This is a genomic window from Flavobacterium gawalongense, assembly GCF_007097265.1.
In the GTDB taxonomy this organism is placed as follows: Bacteria; Bacteroidota; Bacteroidia; order Flavobacteriales; family Flavobacteriaceae; genus Flavobacterium; species Flavobacterium gawalongense.
This window is the reverse complement of record NZ_VJZP01000017.1, coordinates 56,443-74,925: the sequence shown is the minus strand read 5'-3', so window position 1 is coordinate 74,925 and position 18,483 is coordinate 56,443. Positions and strand designations below refer to the sequence as shown.

The 18,483-nt window shown below is 34.2% G+C and carries 17 protein-coding genes; 7 read left to right on the top strand and 10 right to left on the bottom strand.

Features of this window, described 5'->3' with window-relative positions; all coding sequences use genetic code 11:
- Nucleotides 1–522: 522 nt before the first annotated feature.
- The 7 genes from FNW38_RS10505 (at nucleotide 523) to FNW38_RS10475 (ending at nucleotide 8,563) form a co-directional block, all read left to right on the top strand.
- Entirely contained in the window at nucleotides 523–1,647 is a 1,125-nt protein-coding gene (locus FNW38_RS10505; protein ID WP_144064513.1) for a PQQ-dependent sugar dehydrogenase, read from the top strand.
- Between the two features lie 3 nt (nucleotides 1,648–1,650).
- Nucleotides 1,651–2,103: a c-type cytochrome gene (locus tag FNW38_RS10500; RefSeq protein ID WP_144064514.1), complete on the top strand. Its 453-nt coding sequence runs from the start codon at nucleotides 1,651–1,653 to the stop codon at nucleotides 2,101–2,103.
- 476 nt (nucleotides 2,104–2,579) lie between these two features.
- The gene (locus tag FNW38_RS10495) at nucleotides 2,580–3,605 is read left to right on the top strand and encodes a hypothetical protein (protein ID WP_144064515.1); all 1,026 of its coding nucleotides are present in this window, start codon (nucleotides 2,580–2,582) and stop codon (nucleotides 3,603–3,605) included.
- A gap of 8 nt (nucleotides 3,606–3,613) precedes the next feature.
- Nucleotides 3,614–4,462: a polysaccharide deacetylase family protein gene (locus tag FNW38_RS10490; RefSeq protein WP_144064516.1), complete on the top strand. Its 849-nt coding sequence runs from the start codon at nucleotides 3,614–3,616 to the stop codon at nucleotides 4,460–4,462.
- Nucleotides 4,463–5,171: 709 nt separating this feature from the next.
- Nucleotides 5,172–6,608 carry a circularly permuted type 2 ATP-grasp protein gene (locus FNW38_RS10485; RefSeq protein ID WP_144064517.1) on the top strand — a complete coding sequence of 479 codons (1,437 nt, stop codon included), beginning with the start codon at nucleotides 5,172–5,174 and terminating at the stop codon, nucleotides 6,606–6,608.
- A gap of 44 nt (nucleotides 6,609–6,652) precedes the next feature.
- A complete protein-coding gene (locus FNW38_RS10480; RefSeq protein ID WP_143387049.1) occupies nucleotides 6,653–7,606 on the top strand; it encodes an alpha-E domain-containing protein in 954 nt (317 codons plus the stop codon).
- 6 nt (nucleotides 7,607–7,612) lie between these two features.
- Nucleotides 7,613–8,563, top strand: coding sequence for a transglutaminase family protein (locus FNW38_RS10475; RefSeq protein ID WP_143387048.1), 951 nt, complete (start codon nucleotides 7,613–7,615; stop codon nucleotides 8,561–8,563).
- A 99-nt stretch (nucleotides 8,564–8,662) separates the two neighbouring features.
- On the opposite strand, the gene FNW38_RS10470 is transcribed toward FNW38_RS10475, so the two are convergent.
- The 10 genes from FNW38_RS10470 to atpG all read right to left on the bottom strand — a co-directional run bounded on the left by FNW38_RS10470 (nucleotide 8,663) and on the right by atpG (nucleotide 18,409).
- Nucleotides 8,663–9,973, bottom strand: coding sequence for a murein hydrolase activator EnvC family protein (locus tag FNW38_RS10470; protein ID WP_143387047.1), 1,311 nt, complete (start codon nucleotides 9,971–9,973; stop codon nucleotides 8,663–8,665).
- Between the two features lie 24 nt (nucleotides 9,974–9,997).
- Nucleotides 9,998–10,771 carry a DUF4292 domain-containing protein gene (locus FNW38_RS10465; RefSeq protein WP_143387046.1) on the bottom strand — a complete coding sequence of 258 codons (774 nt, stop codon included), beginning with the start codon at nucleotides 10,769–10,771 and terminating at the stop codon, nucleotides 9,998–10,000.
- Nucleotides 10,771–12,120, bottom strand: coding sequence for a tetratricopeptide repeat protein (locus FNW38_RS10460; RefSeq protein ID WP_144064518.1), 1,350 nt, complete (start codon nucleotides 12,118–12,120; stop codon nucleotides 10,771–10,773). Before FNW38_RS10460 ends, FNW38_RS10465 begins: the two co-directional genes overlap by 1 nt.
- Nucleotides 12,121–12,175: 55 nt before the next feature.
- Nucleotides 12,176–13,186 carry a sugar phosphate nucleotidyltransferase gene (locus FNW38_RS10455; RefSeq protein ID WP_143387044.1) on the bottom strand — a complete coding sequence of 337 codons (1,011 nt, stop codon included), beginning with the start codon at nucleotides 13,184–13,186 and terminating at the stop codon, nucleotides 12,176–12,178.
- A gap of 195 nt (nucleotides 13,187–13,381) precedes the next feature.
- A complete protein-coding gene (gene dut / locus FNW38_RS10450) occupies nucleotides 13,382–13,816 on the bottom strand; it encodes a dUTP diphosphatase (RefSeq protein WP_144064519.1) in 435 nt (144 codons plus the stop codon).
- Between the two features lie 314 nt (nucleotides 13,817–14,130).
- Nucleotides 14,131–14,598, bottom strand: coding sequence for an IS200/IS605 family transposase (gene tnpA / locus FNW38_RS10445; RefSeq protein WP_144064520.1), 468 nt, complete (start codon nucleotides 14,596–14,598; stop codon nucleotides 14,131–14,133).
- A gap of 402 nt (nucleotides 14,599–15,000) precedes the next feature.
- Nucleotides 15,001–16,467, bottom strand: coding sequence for a lipopolysaccharide biosynthesis protein (locus tag FNW38_RS10440; protein WP_144064521.1), 1,467 nt, complete (start codon nucleotides 16,465–16,467; stop codon nucleotides 15,001–15,003).
- A gap of 40 nt (nucleotides 16,468–16,507) precedes the next feature.
- Nucleotides 16,508–17,005: a hypothetical protein gene (locus FNW38_RS10435; protein ID WP_143387332.1), complete on the bottom strand. Its 498-nt coding sequence runs from the start codon at nucleotides 17,003–17,005 to the stop codon at nucleotides 16,508–16,510.
- 11 nt (nucleotides 17,006–17,016) lie between these two features.
- The gene (locus FNW38_RS10430; protein WP_143387331.1) at nucleotides 17,017–17,460 is read right to left on the bottom strand and encodes a GNAT family N-acetyltransferase; all 444 of its coding nucleotides are present in this window, start codon (nucleotides 17,458–17,460) and stop codon (nucleotides 17,017–17,019) included.
- An 88-nt stretch (nucleotides 17,461–17,548) separates the two neighbouring features.
- Entirely contained in the window at nucleotides 17,549–18,409 is an 861-nt protein-coding gene (gene atpG / locus FNW38_RS10425; protein ID WP_143387330.1) for an ATP synthase F1 subunit gamma, read from the bottom strand.
- Between the last annotated feature and the right edge of the window lie 74 nt (nucleotides 18,410–18,483).

Sequence of the window (18,483 nt, the reverse complement as noted above, 5' to 3'; positions counted from 1 at the left end):
ATAAGAAAGATGGTAAATTATAAATAAATGTCAATAAAATCAGTACTTAATAAGTGCGACCAAAGTGCCTATACCTATATAGTTATTTATTCAATCAAGGAAGACTGGCTATAGCTTCTGTCAATAAGAGAAGCTTTTTAAAAAGACTTTACAGTCATGTAAGGTCTTTTTTGTTTTAAATCTATAGCAAAATCAGCACTTCATGGCGGTTTGGTAGAGAACAGAGAATTTTTGCTTCTGCCAACTTCGCTAAGTTATTTTACAAAAAAAGTGACTATAAGGTGACCCCCTTTTATTGATTGTTACGCCAATTGTTTAACTCAAACTCAATTGGAAACATGCACTAAGAAAAAATCACTGTTTGCTCAGGAATAGAAACTCATTGAAACATCTAAAAAACTGCACTTAAATTATTCTAATCTGTTAATTCTAAGCAAATTTAAATACTTCCTACCCTTTTTAATTCCTCTTTTACTATCTTTAAAAAAGATTTCTATTCAAACAGGACTTAAAATTAAACTCATGAAAAAAATCACACTGGCTTCACTTTCGATTCTTTCTTCCATTTTTTTCAGTTGTGAAGCTCAAGTAAAACCAAACGATATTCCCATTCAAGAGGAAGTGAAAAACTATACTCTTGAAACAGTCGCTTCTGATATTGCGATACCATGGGGAATGACTTGGTTGCCTGATGGAACGATGCTGGTTACAGAAAAAAGCGGTATTCTTTATCAAATCAAAAATGGCACAAAAACCGAAATCAAAAATATTCCTAAAGTATATTCTCGTGGACAAGGTGGTTTATTAGACATTGCTTTACATCCCAACTATGCTAAAAATGGTTGGTTGTATATGACCTATGCCTCCAGTGAAGGTGAGGGTGAAGGCGGCAATACCAAACTCATTCGAGCAAAATTGCTGGACGGAAGTCTGACACAAATAGAGTCGCTTTATAAAGCGACTCCAAACACCACAAAAGGCCAACATTTTGGTTCCAGAATCGCATTTGATAGCGAAGGTTATTTGTACTTCTCGGTGGGGGAACGCGGCAACCATTTCGAAAATCCACAAGACATCAAACGCGATGGCGGAAAAATATACCGCTTGAATGATGACGGAAGTATTCCTAAAGACAACCCTTTTGTAGGTCAGGCTGGTGCGAAAGAGGCTATTTATACCTGCGGAAACAGAAACCCTCAGGGAATGGCAAAACATCCCACAACAGGAGCTATTTGGACACATGAACACGGACCTCAAGGTGGGGATGAGATCAACATCATAAAAAAAGCAGCCAATTATGGATGGCCCGTAGTTACTTATGGCATCGATTATGACGGAACAACCATTAGCAAAGAAAAAGAAAAACCAGGTATTGAAAAACCTATTTACTATTGGCTACCCTCCATTGCACCATGCGGAATGACTTTTGTTACCAGCGACATTTATCCTGATTGGAAAGGCCACTTGCTTGTTGGGTCCTTAAAATTTCAATATCTTGAATTGGTAAAATTGAAAGGAAACGAAGTGATAGGACGACAAAAAATTGCCACAGACATTGGGCGTTTGCGTAATGTAGTACAAGGTCCGGACGGCTATATTTACATAGCTGTAGAAGGTAAAGGAATACTCAAAATTATACCTAATTAATCTATGTTGACCACTAAACTATTTTTGGGAGTTGGCCTATTTTTATTGGGAAATTTCTCATTTGAAAACCCATTTTATCAAGACAACTATATTGTTATAGCTAAAGCAAATAAAGACGCCTTTATTACGCAAAAAATCCAGACACCAGGAAAAGAAATTTTTGCCGATTTTTGTATCCAATGCCATGGTGCGAATGGTAAAGGGGATGCTAAAAACTTCCCTCCTCTCGACGGCTCCGACTGGCTCACAAAAAAAAGAACCCAAAGCATCCATGCAGTTAAATTTGGACAAAGTGGCGAAATTATTGTCAATAAAGTTAAGTTCAATAATAGTATGCCTCCCATGGGACTTTCCGACAAAGAAGTAGCCGATGTGATGAATTACATCATGACTTCTTGGGGCAACAAACAGACCAAATTAGTTACCGAGAAAGAAGTGTCAGGAATTAAGAAGTAAAAATCAAATCGGAATTTGGCTTAGCCTAATAAAAATAAGGAGAAATCAATACTTCACGAAGTTCTATTAAAAAGTGTAAGTACATCCACTTGACAAGGTTTTTTGTAAAAAAAGACATCCAATCAATTAATCATCGAAATTCTAGCGACTCCCTTTTTAAAATCCGAATTATTTTGCCAATGGCTACTTGTCGGTATTAAAAAACCTACATCCCTCATCAAAGAAAAATTTTTATTTTAGAATGCTATTCCTTGTGAATTATTATAACGCAAATAGACAATCCAAATCTGTGAATTATATAAAAAATATCGCCTTAGAACGGCATTATAATTGAGTGATTGCTCTTAAAATACTTTATATTTGTATTCTAAAACATTTAGTTTATATTTTATAAAACAGCCATGTTAACTAAACAGAAACAAAGATTTTCTTTAAACTGGTGCATTCCATATCTTTAAAAACTATATTACCTACATATGAAAAAGCAAGCTTTAGTATTCCTTATACTTCCCCTATTATTTTATGTTTCCAGTTGTAATCGCGGCAAAGCAGCTGATGCTTTAAATGAAACAAAAAAAACGGAAACCATAAAGTCTGATTCCATAGAGAAAAAGGTAGCGCTTACAATTGATACTCTTGATTATAATAAAAGAATGGTGGCATTAAGCAATAATGACACTACTGGCAGATGGCCGGTAAAAGCACCTTACCCGCTACCCGGAGCACTTTTACCCTACAACCGTATTATTGCCTATTATGGAAATTTATATTCCACAAGAATGGGGATTTTAGGCGAATTACCCCGAAAAGAAATGTTGGCAAAGCTACAAGGCGAAGTGGCCAAATGGCAGGCAGCTGACTCTACCGTTAAAGCAATTCCTGCTTTGCATTACATCGCTGTTACCGCTCAGGGCGCTCCGGGAAAAAACAACATGCACCGCATGCGCATGCCTTTTAAACAAATAGACACTATTCTAAGTTGGGCAAAACCTATTAATGCATTAGTGTTTTTGGATATTCAAGTAGGACACAGCACCGTTAAATCCGAAGTAGCTGAACTAGAAAAATACCTTTCCATGCCAAATGTTCATTTAGGAATTGATCCTGAATTTTCGATGAAAAACGGAGAACGTCCGGGTTCCAAAATTGGGCATTTTACTGCCGCTGATATTAATGACGCCATTGACATTTTGGCAAACATCGTGCGCAAAAACAAACTGACTCCAAAAGTATTGGTGGTACACCGTTTTACGCAAGGAATGGTAAAAAATTACAAAGAAATTAAAACCGTACCCGAAGTTCAAATCGTAATGGACATGGATGGTTTTGGAAGTAAGGTATTAAAAAAAGATTCTTACATGAGTTATATCTATAGAGAACCGGTACAGTTCGCCGGCTTTAAATTATTTTATAAAAATGATAATAAAAACGATTGGAAAATGTATAGTCCGGAAGAATTAGTTAAATTCACTCCAAAACCCATCTACATTCAATACCAATAATTCATTCTATGAAGAATCTTCTTTTTTTAGTTTTCGTTGGTTTTTTTCTATTATTGGGCTGTCAATCAGAGCCTCGTAAAATAACGAAGGAAATCCCCATTATTACTGCTCCCGTGAAAATAGCAGCACCAAAAAAAGTAATGGCTGACGCTGCGACCATCCTTTCGAAAAAAGAAGTGCCTATATTATGTTATCATAGCATTCAGAATTTTAGTGCCAATGCAAGTGAAATGAAGAAAACGTACACTGTGACTCCAGCCAATTTTGCAGAGCAAATGAAAGCACTGTCAGACGAAGGGTATCAGACTATTTTACCGAATCAATTGTACGAATATTTAGTTCACGATGCGCCATTACCTGCTAAACCCATAATGATCACATTTGATGATACGCGAGAAGAGCAATTCAGTATAGGCGCTGCCGAAATGAAAAAATACGGTTTCAAAGGTGTGTTTTTTATCATGACCGTTTCTATTAACCGTCCTAATTATTTGTCAAAAGAACAAATTAAAAACCTGTCTGATAGCGGACATGTTGTAGCAGCTCATACTTGGGATCACCATATGGTAACTAAATATGCAGGAGATGATTGGAATACGCAATTGGTAAAACCAAAAGCAAAACTAGAAGACATTATTGGAAAACCAGTGACGGATTTTGCATATCCGTTTGGTTTATGGAATACGGCGGCAATACCTGAAATAAAAAAGAGCGATTATAAAATGGCATTTATCTTGTCTACCAAAAGAGATTCCGTCGATCCATTATACACCATCAGACGTATTATTGTTGCCGGCCAATGGTCTACTCCAAGTGCAATGAAAGCTGTAAAATCTTCTTTTAATGAAAATCCATAAAACATTATTTGTTTAAAAAATACTAGCTAATCTCAATTATTAAATCAACTTAATAATTGAGATTTTTTTTGGTTCGAAAAAAAGAAAAACTACCCATTTAAAATATAAAATTGAGATTATTAGTTCCCAAAACAAATCGAACCTTTTTTCATTATTAATTTTACACCCCCTTTTTTAAATCCTATTTTGGATTGTTTATTAAAACTATCAACTTATATCATTTTACTTTTGATTTTACTGGAATAAAATAATCCGTCTCTTCGAGTGATTTTTAATAGTAATGCGACAGCTTTACTATTGAAAATTGTATCGAGAAGCATTTTGAATCAGGATGGTTCTCGATACAATTTTTAAAGTATTACACTTATTCATTTCATCAACATTTGCAAGACTTTAAAAATCACTCGAACTGACGAGTACAATTACATTGACTTATCACAGTAAATTTAAAGATGAAATGGTATTAAATACTCCTTTATTAACAGGGGTATTCTAATTAAAAAAATATTTTTAACTGCGAAATCACAAAAAACAACATTGTAAAAAATAAGAATTATCAAAAAAGAATTGTCAAAAAAAGAATGTTGTAAAAATTATTAAATAGTCACTTAATCCTTATTTACATAAAAATTAAATTGGTATTTTAGCTTTAAAGGTGCGTTTTTTACAATAAAACGTCATAAAGTTTAACTTTTTAATAATATGAATTATGATGAAAGGGATACCTAATTTAAATCAAAATGGTTGGGACGAAATGTTTTCTAATGAAGGAGTTCGGGAATCTTACCGTCAAGTATTACAAACATTACAAAGCTTAAATCACGAAAAACTAAACGACAAACATAGGCAGGCCTCTGATTTTTTTATGAATCAAGGAATCACTTTTACCGTTTATAGTGACGATAATCAAGGCATTGAAAGGATTTTTCCTTTTGATATCATTCCAAGAATCATTACCCAACAAGACTGGAACGAAGTAGAATCAGGAATAAAACAAAGGCTAAAAGCACTCAATTTATTCTTGGAAGACATCTATAACGACCAGCTTATTATAAAAGAAGGAATAATTCCAGCTTCATTAATCGCCTCTTGTCCGCACTATATTCAAGAAGTTCATGGAATTAAAGTACCTCACAACATTCATGTACACATTGCAGGAATAGATTTAATTCGGGGAGCAAAAGGAGCGTTTTACGTACTGGAAGACAATTTGCGTTGCCCAAGTGGCGTGAGTTACATGCTCGAAAACAGGGAAATAACCAAACGTATTTTTCCGGAAATGCTCACCTCCAATCATGTGAGTATGGTCAGTAATTATCCGATGATTTTTCATAATATTTTGGTTTCACTGTCTCCAAGAAATATCGCTAACCCAAACGTAGTCTTATTAACACCCGGAGTTTACAACTCGGCGTATTATGAACATACTTTTTTAGCCAGACAAATGGGAATTCCTTTGGTCGAAGGAAGAGATTTAGTGGTAAACAACAATAAAGTTTATATGAAAACCACTTCAGGGCTTCATCAGGTAGACGTTATTTACAGACGCTTGGATGACGAATATCTTGACCCTTTAGTTTTTAAACCAGACAGTACGCTGGGCGTTCCAGGGCTTATCAGCGCTTACAAACAAGGAAATGTAGCTCTGGTAAATGCAGTAGGAAACGGTGTCGCCGATGATAAAGCGGTATACGCTTATGTACCGGACATGATAAAATATTACATGAACGAAGAGCCAATTCTCAAAAATGTGCCAACGTACAGAATGGAAAATCTGGACGAAAGAGAAATGGTTTTTGCTAATATGGAAAACATGGTAATCAAGGAAACCAATCAAAGCGGTGGCTATGGAATGATTATGGGAAATAAGGCTACCCAAGAGGAATTAGATAATGCAAAAATTGCCATTGTTGGTAATCCACGTAATTTCATTGCACAACCCATCATTCAACTCAGTACTGTTCCCTGCCTTATCGACGGAGAACTAAAACTGCGTCATGTCGATTTAAGACCCTATGCTTTGTGTGGCCCCAATGGCGTAAAAATAGTTCCTGGTGGACTAACCCGAGTCGCGCTTACCGAAGGCTCATTAGTCGTTAATTCTTCACAAGGGGGAGGAAGTAAAGATACTTGGATAATAAAATAAATTAAAGGTCTAACTGTGCGAAACCTTTTTAAAAAACAAACCGAATGAAAGTAAATATGCTAAGCCGAGTTGCAGATGGAATGTTTTGGCTCAACCGATACATGGAAAGAACAGATGGAATGTTACTTACCCTAAACACCTTTTATATCTTATCTTTTGACAAAGAAACGAATGATTCTCAAGGTTACAAACCTTTATTGGAATACTACACTGATTTGCCAACGGAACAAATAAATCAAGTGCAATACGATACAAATTTCGTTCTAAAGTATATCATTTGTGATAGTCCAAACCATAATTCGGTGAAGAATCTAGTCATCAAAGCACGAGAAAATGCAAGAGGTTCCCAAGATAAAATTACAAAAGAACTTTGGGAACACATCAATTCTTTGTATCACTTCATGAATTCACCTGACTTGCCAAAAAAATTAGAAACTTCTGATGCGAGTACTATTATCTCAAAACTCAATAAAGATTTTTTGCTGTACAATGGAATTCTTCAGGTTACAATGCCTAGAGGATTGGGTTGGTGTTTTTCCAGTATTGGTAAACATATAGAAAGATGTCTGCAAACTATTTCTCTAACCCAAGCTTACTACGCTCCTATTCAGTATAATCTCGATGGAAATGAAGATTTATTATATTGGAGAAGATTATTACTTTCTCTTTCAGGCTACGAATTGTATTTAAAAAGTTACAGTAATATCCCGCACAATCGCAAAGTGGTGCAGCAAGTTATCTTCAATAGAGATTTTGCCCATTCCGTGATTTATACTTTAGAATTAATAGACACCTATTTGAACAACTTGTTTAAAGATAACAATCTGAGCGAAGCAAGAACATTGCACAATCAATTTGGAAGACTTAAAAGTTCTGTTGAATTTACAGATTATCATCATCTTACCAACCAAGAATTAGAAGACGTACTTAACAATACCAGAACGCAATTGATACAGTTTTCAACAGATTTTTCTAAATTATTTTTCTCTTATACGTAATAAAAAATGGCAATTTTCAAAATAGTTCACATCACAAAATACCAATACAATAGGCCCATAAAAGAAAGTATAAATGAGATTCGTTTATTCCCACACCATTTTGACAACCAGGATGTTCTTCAGTACCAACTTTTAATAACAAACAATCCTGAAGTAGAAATTTCTCAGGATTACTTCGGTAATCGAGTGGGAAACTTTAATACATTGGAAGCCCATACTGAAATGACTATTGAATCAAGAATGTTAGTTCGTGTCAATCATTCGCTCAAAATCCCGGAAATAGATTATACCACAGTAAAGGATTTGGTAAAAGAAAAAAGCATTCCTTTACTGCGACTTTGTTACCCAGAAACCATTAAAAAACAAAATGAAATTAATACAATTCTGGACGAAATAAACTGTATCGACAAACCCATCATAGAAATTGCGCAACAATGCAATCAATACATTTTTACAAATTTCACGTACACCAAAGGAATCACTAATATCGAAACCACAGTCGACGAGATTTTAGAGATTAGAAAAGGAGTTTGTCAAGACTTTGCGCATGTCCTATTACAACTCTTACGTACGGCCGGAATTCCGTCGCGATATGTGAGTGGATACATTTGCCCGAACGAAAGCGGACTCAGAGGTGAAGGTGCCACACACGCTTGGGTAGAAATTTACACTCCAAAACAAGGTTGGCTGGGTTTAGATCCTACTAATAATATCTGGACGATGGACAATCATGTGAAACTTTCAGTAGGTCGTAATTTCTATGATTGCACTCCGGTAAAAGGAACTTTTAAAGGACTTTCCAGACAAACGCTTTCTGTATGCGTTTCGATAGGCTATGAGGATGGAAGACACTTTGAAGATATAAACGATGTGCAACTCGAAGAAGTTTCTATAGAACTTCAAGAACAATTAGACTACATTGAGCTGCTTCAACAGCAGCGGCAACAGCAACAATAATTAAGTTCTTCAATACTAAAAAAGCGAATCAAAAAGTAATATTTTGATTCGCTTTTTTAGCTAAATATATAACCTCAATCTATTTCGATTCATCAAATCTTACATATTATACAACCAACTCTGAGGATTGTTATACGTTGTGTTTTGAAGAATTAAAAATTTAATTATGGTTCTGCCTTCACTATTGGTTCTTACTCTTCCAAGGCTTTGTTTTATACTTACTTTATCTCCTTTGCTTACAGAAACAGAGCTTAAATTCTGATAAACCGTGAAGAAATCTCCATGTTGTACCATTACTGCTTTATTTATTGGAGATAAAACAATTACACTTGCCACTTCGCCACCAAAAACGGCTCTTGCACTCGATCCTTGGTCCGTAGTGATTTCCACCCCACTATTATGAATAACTAATGTTTTATACACTGGATGCGCCTGATCTCCATATCCTAATGACACAAATCCTTTTTCTACCGGCCATGGTAATTTACCTCTATTGGCTCTAAAATTATCTGCAATTAATTTTGTCTCAGCTGTAAGTTCTATTTTCGAAGATGATACTGAAGAAGAAGATACAATTGCCTTAGCACGGGTTTTTAGTTCCGATTTCGATTCTGTTTTTGATTCGGCTTTAGATTCCGCTTTTGCTCTTTCCATTGCCCTTTCCATTGCTGCTTTTCTATTGGCCTCTGCAATTGCTTCGCGTATTAATCTATTGATTTGTCTATCAATTTGTCTGGCCTCCTGTTGTCTTTTCTTGATTTCAGCAAGAATTTTGTTTTTATCTTTCTTAATGGATTTTACTAATTTTTCCTGCTCTTGTCGCTCTTTTTCTAATGACAAACGCTCTTTTTCATTTTCAGCAATGAGTTTTTGCTTGGCCTTTTTTTGCACATCCAATTTTCCGTTATATACAATAAGCTCACCCGTTTTAGATTTGATTTCCTCACCTTGCATCTTTCTGTAATTCGTGTACTGTTTCATGTACTGTGCTCTTTTATAGGCCTGCAAAAAATTCTCAGACGATAATAAAAACATTGCTCTACTTTCCTCAGAACGGCTTTTGTACGATTTCACAATCATCTCAGCATAATCTGCCTTTAGTATTTCCAGTTCTTTTTTAAGTTTATTGATTTTTACTTGATTAATGTACATGTCATTCCCCAAAAGCTTCTTTTGCCTTTCAGTAGTGTTAATCAGTTTTTCTTTAAGCTTTATCTTATTGCTTTGTATAACGATTACATTTACAGCCGTTTTTTCTTTTTTCTTTACGGTTTGTAACAGCTTTTCATTTTCGCGAATTTCTTTTTGAATCTGGGCTTTTCGTTCTTCTAATTTTTCTTGTTGAGATGTTTGACTCCACAGTAGTGAAGTCATGCTTATAAAAATTAGGCTTAGGAGAAATTTTGGCATCTTAAAAAAATATTTTTTGCAAATTTACTTAATTATAATTCTTTTGTACCCATTTGGAACACTATAAGGAAAAGAAAGTTCTTCATTGAACGTTATGGTGTTGTAATCTAAATTAATTTCTGTTTTACCTTTCTTTTGAAACGTATTTATGGAAACATTTGAAGGCAATGTGGCTTCATTGTACACCTTGTTATCTGAATAAGCCACCTGAATCATTCTGTCTTCAGCAGTTTGTTTTATTTCCTGTCTTTTGACCAAAAATTTCTCCGCATCAAAAAAGAACGATTTTTTCGTATTGTTATTCGAAACATCATCCAATCTATAGGTCTGTTCCACTAATGATTCCGTATATTTTCCTTTATTCAAATCATCTATTGCATCGCCAAGTAACATATTTTGAATTTTATTAAAATCTAAATCAGTTCCCAGCCATTGGCTCAATCCGCTGAAATCCCCTTCAAAATAACTGCCATTTATTTTTTCATAATAGTTTACTGCAGTTGGCGTAATCAATGCTTTTGCCATAGTAATTCCCAAAAACCGAATACTAATCAAAATCTGTTGGTCTTTCTTAATTTTTATTTCGGCGGTAACATTTTGGGTTTGTTTGTCATCAGCATATCTTGCGTTGGACTTAATATATAATGTAGAAAAATTGTTTTTATTGTTGTAATGATTTTCTATTATTTTATCAGCAGTCAAATAGGTCGATTTCACACTTGCTTCAGCTACAACAGATTTCGATTTACACGAAGCCATAAAGACTGCAAGTACTAGTAGTATTGAAAATTTTTTCATTATTTTTTTTGTTTTAATAATTCGTTGGCTTTGGAGAAATACACTTCTTTTTTCTTGAAATCTCCCAAACCGTTATATGCTTCTCCAAGCTGGATATTGAAATTTGTTTCTAATGTTATGTCGTCAACCAAATAATCCAATCCCATTTCCAGAATTGCTACCGCTTTTTTAAATTGCTGCAACTGATTGTTTGCCAAACCCGAATAATAATAAAACTGCGGTTGCGTAGGAAACGTTTCAATCATTGTCATGGCTTTTTTGGACAAAAGCTCAAATTGTTTTACTTCGGTATATGCTTGAAGCAAAAGCAAATTCGTTTCGATATCTTCAGCAGAACCATTCTTTAATGCTTGTTCATAATACCTGATGGATTTGTCCCATTGCTTTTTATTGTTATAATATTTACCAATTTCTTTGGCTACATTAACCTCATTGTCATTATCAAAATAGGCAATTGCTTTTTCTAAATCAGAGGAATATTGAGGGTTTCTATCCACAAAAATCAAAAACTCATTCAGCATTCTATGTTTTATCTTTGAATCTATTTTGGCACTGGCCAAAGAAATATGCATCGCATTTATAGCTTTTGGCGCCTCATTATTCTCCAAATAAACTTTGAATAAACTCACTTGTGCCCATTCAGAAGTTGGAATTGCTGCCGCTAACTTTTTTGTTACTTCAAAAGCCTTTTCAGCTTCATTATTCTTAGAGTACAAATTAATTAGCGCAATATAATTAGATTCTTCCTTTGGGTTTTTATCGATTTGTGTTATTAAATTGGATTCTTCAACATTTTGAAACTTCCCCTCCGATAAAATCTGCATTTTGTATAATTCCCTTCTTTCAGTTTTTCCAAAAGTATCATTCAATTCATTGATGAGATTAAGCGCTTTATCAAATTGCCTGGTGCCCATATAAAGAGACGTTAAATCCTCTTTGTACTTTTCATCAAATGGTATTAATTTATTAATGGCAATTAGGGCCTGATTATAATTGCTGGTTTCATAACTCACATCATACATCCCCACCCAAAACCATCTGTTTTTTGGATCAATTTGTGTGGCGTGTTCAAATGAATTATAGGCATTTTCATAATCCTTTAATGCCAAATAGTTTTTCCCTAATTCGAAAAACACTGTGGCATTATTCGGCTGCAACTTTACACATTTTTCCAAAGCCTTAATGGCTTTGTCATAGTTTTCGATTCCTTTTTGAAGCAACGATTCATAAAAAAACTCCTGAAACTGATCAATATCCTGCTTAATTTCTTCCGGCTCAGTTTGCGCCAATAGCAAAGTTGAATTGCATTGCAAAACCAAAAATAGAATTATGAAAACTCTTTTTTTCATTGTAATTTAAATACCTACACCGTTTTGAAAACGGTGCAGGAATTGAATGACTTATTTATTCCAACACAGAATAATCTCCAATACTTATACTTGTAAAGTTACCGTCAAAACTGGCATGATTCCCTATCATGGCATTATCCAGATTCGCATTTTTTATATGAGAATGTGTTTGAACCAAACTATTTTTTATGGTACTGTTTGAAACATGACACCCATTTCCTAATGACACATTAGGACCAACAGTTGCATTTATCAAAACCACATCTTCTCCAATATAACATGGCGGAATGATAGTTGAGTTTTCTAACTTAACATCAAAGTCCACTAAATGTATTCCATCGTTGTGTAAGAACCCTAACATTCTGGAATTCGTTTCCACGGTAACGTCTTTGTTTCCACAATCCATCCACTCCTCTACTTTACCTGGTACAAATTTCATGCCTTTTGCCATCATTTGCTTTATTCCATCGTTAATTTGATATTCTCCACCGTGAATAATATTATTATCTAATACTAATTGAAGTTCGTTTTTTAAAACGGCAACATCTTTAAAATAGTAAATTCCAATAACGGCAAGGTCCGAAACAAATGCCGCAGGTTTCTCCACCAGTTCGACTATTTCATTCGCTTCGTTTAAATTTATCACACCAAAAGCTTCTGGTTGATCTACTTGTTTTACCCAAATAACACTATCTGCATTTTGATCTAAATCGAAATCGGCACGAATTAAAGTATCGGCATAAGCAATAACAGCTGGTCCACTCAAAGAATCTTTGGCACACATAATGGCATGACCTGTTCCAAGCGCCTCGTTTTGATAGTAAATTGTCCCTTTGGCACCTAAATTTTGAGCGATTGCGATTAAATCTTCTTCCACTTTTGCTCCAAAACTTTCATGAATAATAAAGGCAATTTCTTCAATATGTTGATTTAAAACACCCGCAATATCTTCTACCAAGCGGTGCACAATAGGTTTTCCGGCAATAGGAATTAATGGTTTAGGAATGGTTAATGTGTGTGGTCTTAATCTGGAACCTCGCCCAGCCATTGGTACAATTATTTTCATTTGTTATTTTTTTTTAACCGCAAAGTTTGCAGCGTTTTCTGCAAAGTTCACGAAGGTTTTTTTATATTATTTGGCCACAGATTAAACGGATTAAACCGATTTCCACGGATTTTTTATTTGAAATTTGTTGCAAAATTTCATCTCGTTTCACAACTGCTAACTGCGACTGAACACTAAAATACTGAACACTGATTACTACTTCACTCCCGTACTTCCAAAACCGCCTTCACCTCTGGAAGTTTCGGTTAATTCCTGAACTTCAATCCACTCCGCACGTTCGTGTTGTGCGATGATGAGTTGTGCGATACGTTCCCCATTTTCGACCACAAAAGCTTCATTGGATAAATTTACTAAAATCACACCTATTTCACCACGGTAATCTGCATCAACTGTTCCAGGAGAATTGAGAACGGTGATTCCTTTTTTGGCAGCCAAACCACTTCTAGGGCGCACTTGTGCTTCGTAACCTATTGGTAATTCTATGAAAAGACCTGTTTTTACAATGGCTCTTTCCAATGGTTTTAAAATTATTGATTCCGTTAAATTTGCTCTTAAATCCATTCCTGCCGAAGCTATGGTTTCATAGTTTGGCAAAGCATGTTGCGATTTGTTGATAATTTTTATTGTCATTTTTTTATTTTATATTATTTTACTTTCTGATCCCGAAGGGATTTCATGTTTATAGAAAACATCATTTCCCGAGATTGTACGACCCCTTCGGGGTCGAACCCATGTGACGCGTTTGTTTCTATAAACATTTGACCCCGTTAGGGTCTCTAGTATGATATCTTTTTTCACAAAAAATTATTCATCCTCAATCCATTCAAACAAATATTCATCTTTGAATTCTATTTCAAATTTTTTCAAATATTCTTCCTTGAAAATTTCTATAAACATTTTACCCCCGTTGGGGTCTCTGGTATGGTATCTTTTTACACAAAAAATTATTCATCCTCAATCCATTCAAACAAATATTCATCTTTAAATTCTATTTCAAATTTTTTCAACATCTTTAAATATTCTTCCTTGAAAGTTTTCACATGATGATGTTGCTTTTGGTTCATAATATAGGCAATGACATTGTCTAATGCAGAATGACTATATGAAAATACTCCGTAGCCTTCTTGCCAACTAAAAGTTCTAGAACAAAATTTCTTATCATTTATAAATTCATTTGAAGATTTTTTCACTTCTCTAACTAAATCAGATAAGCAACACGAAGGTTTCATTCCTATAAATATATGGATGTGATCCGGCATTCCATTTATAGCTAACATTTTTTGTCCTTTATTTTGAACAATACCTGTTATGTACTTATATAGTTCCTCTTCCCAACTATTGTTAATTAAAGACTGTCTGCCTTTTACTGCAAAAACTATCTGTATATAAATTTGAGAAAATGTACCCGACATAACTTTAATTGTTTTTTTCGATCTCCTATAATTTTTTGTTAGCTTCCTAAATGGTATCATCATCGCTGGCTCAAGCGTCCCGCTTGTGACCATTACCTTCTATAATAAATATTGGTTTTCAAAAAGATTTTTTTTCTATATATATTCAGTTTTAGTCAATATGTTTTGTTGTTTGTATGCGCAGTTTCATAGTTTGGCAAATCGTGCTGTGATTAATTGATACTGTTTATCGTCATTGTTGTTGTTTTTTAGCCGTGATGAAAGTGAAAAGCCTTTACTTTAAAATTGTATTTTTTCTTGGACAAAAAAGAGCGACCAAAGGAAGCTCCTTTTTGGACTTAGAAAAAACCAATTTTAAAGTAAAGCTTGTAACGTACAGCGCGATTAGCTCCTAATTAAATTCTAATTGTTTTTTCGGTTCAAAATTCGGATTAACATTTCTTTTTCGTTGTAATATATGAAATACATAAATGCAAGTAATAATGGAATTCCAACAAAATAATTTTCTCTAAAGCCATAGAATGAAATGGCCGAGAATCCCACTGACAGGGAGAGATATCCTCCTATTTTTTTTGTGTCATACGGTATTGGGTAGTATTTATTTCCTAAATAATAAGAGATAAACATCATGCTTCCATACGCTGCTATGGTAGCGATTGCCGATCCATAATAACTCATCGTTGGGATAAGCAGGTAGTTGACCACCAATGTTATTATGGCACCAACAATGGAGATATAGGCTCCAATATAGGTTTTGTCGATGAGTTTGTACCAAACGGAAAGATTCGTGTAAATCCCAAGGAAGAAGTTAGCCAAAATAATCAGCGGAACGACTTTCATGGCTTCCCAATAGGAGGTATCCCTAATCATAAAGTATTTTAAAATATCGGCAAAAACGATTACCGCCAATAAAATAAAGGACCCAAAAATGACAAAATATTTAGTCACTGTGGCATACGTTTGAGGTGCGTCCGTGTTTGCAGCATGGCTAAAAAAGAAAGGTTCTATTCCTAAGGTGTATGCAGTTCTATACAAAACCATGAATAACCCTAATTTATAACAGGCGGAATACACTCCAACTTCGGCTTCAGCGATATTTGCCGGTAATAATCTCCCTAATAAAATTTTGTCGAACTGTTCGTTGATGGCAAATGCGATTCCAGCGACCATTATGGGTAATCCGTAACGCATCATTCGCTTCCAAAGTGCGAAATCAAACTTCCATTTTAACAAAATATAATCTGGTGACAGGATTACAAATGTCAATAAACTGGCGATGATATTAGCTAAAAATATATACCCAATCTGAAAGTTTTCAACATACAAAGAACCTAAAAATCCGTCGGGTTGAGATTGCGCAATTTTGGGCAAAAAGAGCAAAAAGAAAACACTTAAAGAAAGATTGATTAAAACATTTCCGATTTTAATTCCAGCATAAACCATTGATTTTTGATAGGCTCTCAATTTTGAAAACGGAATAATTACCAAAGCGTCCAACACTAAAATCCAAATCGTATACGTAATATATTGCGCGTCTATTCCAGACCATTGTGCCAATGTGTTTCGGAATAAAAGTGCAACAAACAGAAAACAAGTTGAGGTCCAAAAAATCGAAACCATTGTTGTTTCTACAACGGACTTCTTATTGGTTTCATTATTATAAAACCTAAAAAAAGCGGTTTCCATTCCGTAGGCAAGAATAACATTGAAAAAAATCATCCAAGCGAAAATTATAGAAACTTTTCCATATTCGGCTTTTGGCAGTAAATCAGTATAAAGTGGAACTAGTAAAAAACTGAACATTCTCGGTAAAACCGTTGCCAGTCCGTAAATTGCTGTTTGTTTGAAAAGACTTTTATATAATCCCAAAATGATTTATCTCTTTTATATTTATAAAAAACAAAAATAACTAATTCTTTGGTTTATTTATCGATGGATAGGCAATAGTTGGCTTTTCTTTGGGATTGCTTATTTTGAAAAATTGGGTTTTATTGTTTTTCGCATATTCTAATACCGCTTCGTTGGGTTTTAAATCGAATTTAGGTTTTATTATAACTGGTGCTTTATTCCCATATTCTTTTAAGGAATCACTATCCAAGATTAAATCTGGAATTATATTTTTTGGAGGAAAATGTGCAACAAAAGTATTTTTGGTAACTTCTTCAAAATTCGTTTCCTGATTTCTGAAATAGATTTTATCTAATTTAATTTCCTTAGAAAGAGGCTTTTTGAATTCAATATAAAAATCAGTTGCGCTTCCGGTTTCTTCCTGTCCACCAATCCATTTCTGAAAATAAACTGATTTTATTTCTTGTGGAAATTCCGTTTGAAATTCTTGTTTCATGGCACAAAAAGTAAAGCTAATTGCAATTATAAAAAAGAAAATTATTTTTTTATACGGTTTCATCTTTTTGAGGCTTAACTTAATCCTTCTTCGTTTAAAATTTTAAGAAAATGAAATCCTTTTGGAACATATCCTTGGTTGTAATAAAAACGATGCGCGGTAAAATTTCCTGTAAAAGCATCGAGAACAATCATAGTACAACCCGTTTCTTTGGCTTTTGCATCTATATAATCTGTCATCATTTTGCCCAAACCTTTAGAACGATGTTCCGGATGAACAATAAAATTGTCTATCTCGATGTATTTTCCCGACCAAAGTTTTGTTCCCGACCAAAATCCTGAAACAGCAACACAAACATCATTTTCAAAAACGGCTACTTGCTTGTAATTGTGTGGAATCATCTCAACCAGATACGATTCATATTTTTCTAAAGTAAATGTTGGATATAAAAATCGCATTACTTCAATGTTGCTAAGCATTTCATCTAATGTGGTCAGTTCTTTAATTTCTAATTTCATTCTTCCTACTATTATTTTAAACTATAAAATTAAACAAAAAAAGAGCCAACATCTGTTGGCTCTTAATATATTTTGAATCAATAATTTATTATCCATTCAATGCTTCGGCACCACCAACAATCTCTAAGATCTCATTAGTAATAGAAGCTTGACGTGCTTTATTATAAGTCAATTTCAATTGATTTCTCAATTCCGTTGCGTTATCAGTTGCTTTGTGCATGGCAGTCATACGTGCTCCGTGCTCTGAAGCAAATGAATCACGAATTCCTTTATACAATTGTGTTTTCAATGATTTTGGAATCAAAGTCAACACGATTTCTTCTTTTGAAGGTTCAAAGATATAATCGCCAGCTGAAACTGTAAGATCAGATTTTATTGGTGCTAATGGCAAAAATTGTTCTGTTTGAACGATTTGTGTAGCAGCATTTTTAAATTGGTTGTAAATCAACTCAATTTTATCATATTCACCAGAAACGAATTTCTCCGTTAATATATCCGCAATTTTAGCAACATTATCAAAAGTCAATGCATCAAAAATAGCACTTTGATTATCCACAATCGAAAGTGATTTGCTCAAAACATCATTTCCTTTTTTACCAATAGCAAAAATATCAACTTGTTTTCCTGCATAAAACTCAGAACGGCTTTTAGCTTCTTTGATAACATTCGTATTAAATGCACCGCATAAACCTCTATTTGAAGTTATGGCTACAACTAAAACTTTCTTTATCTCACGTTGTGTTGTAAATTCCCCACCTGCATCACCTTCAAGTGTAGCAGAAAGATTTTGCAATAATTCCGTTAATTTTTCGGCATAAGGGCGCATTGCTGTGATTGCATCTTGTGCTTTCTTTAGCTTTGCTGCAGAAACCATTTTCATTGCCGATGTAATTTGCATCGTAGATGAAACGGAAGTAATTCTATTACGGATTTCCTTTAAATTTGCCATTTTATTTATCGTAGATTGTAAAAATTGTAAAATGTATAATGTAAAAAGTGTCTTTCGATACCATTTACATTATA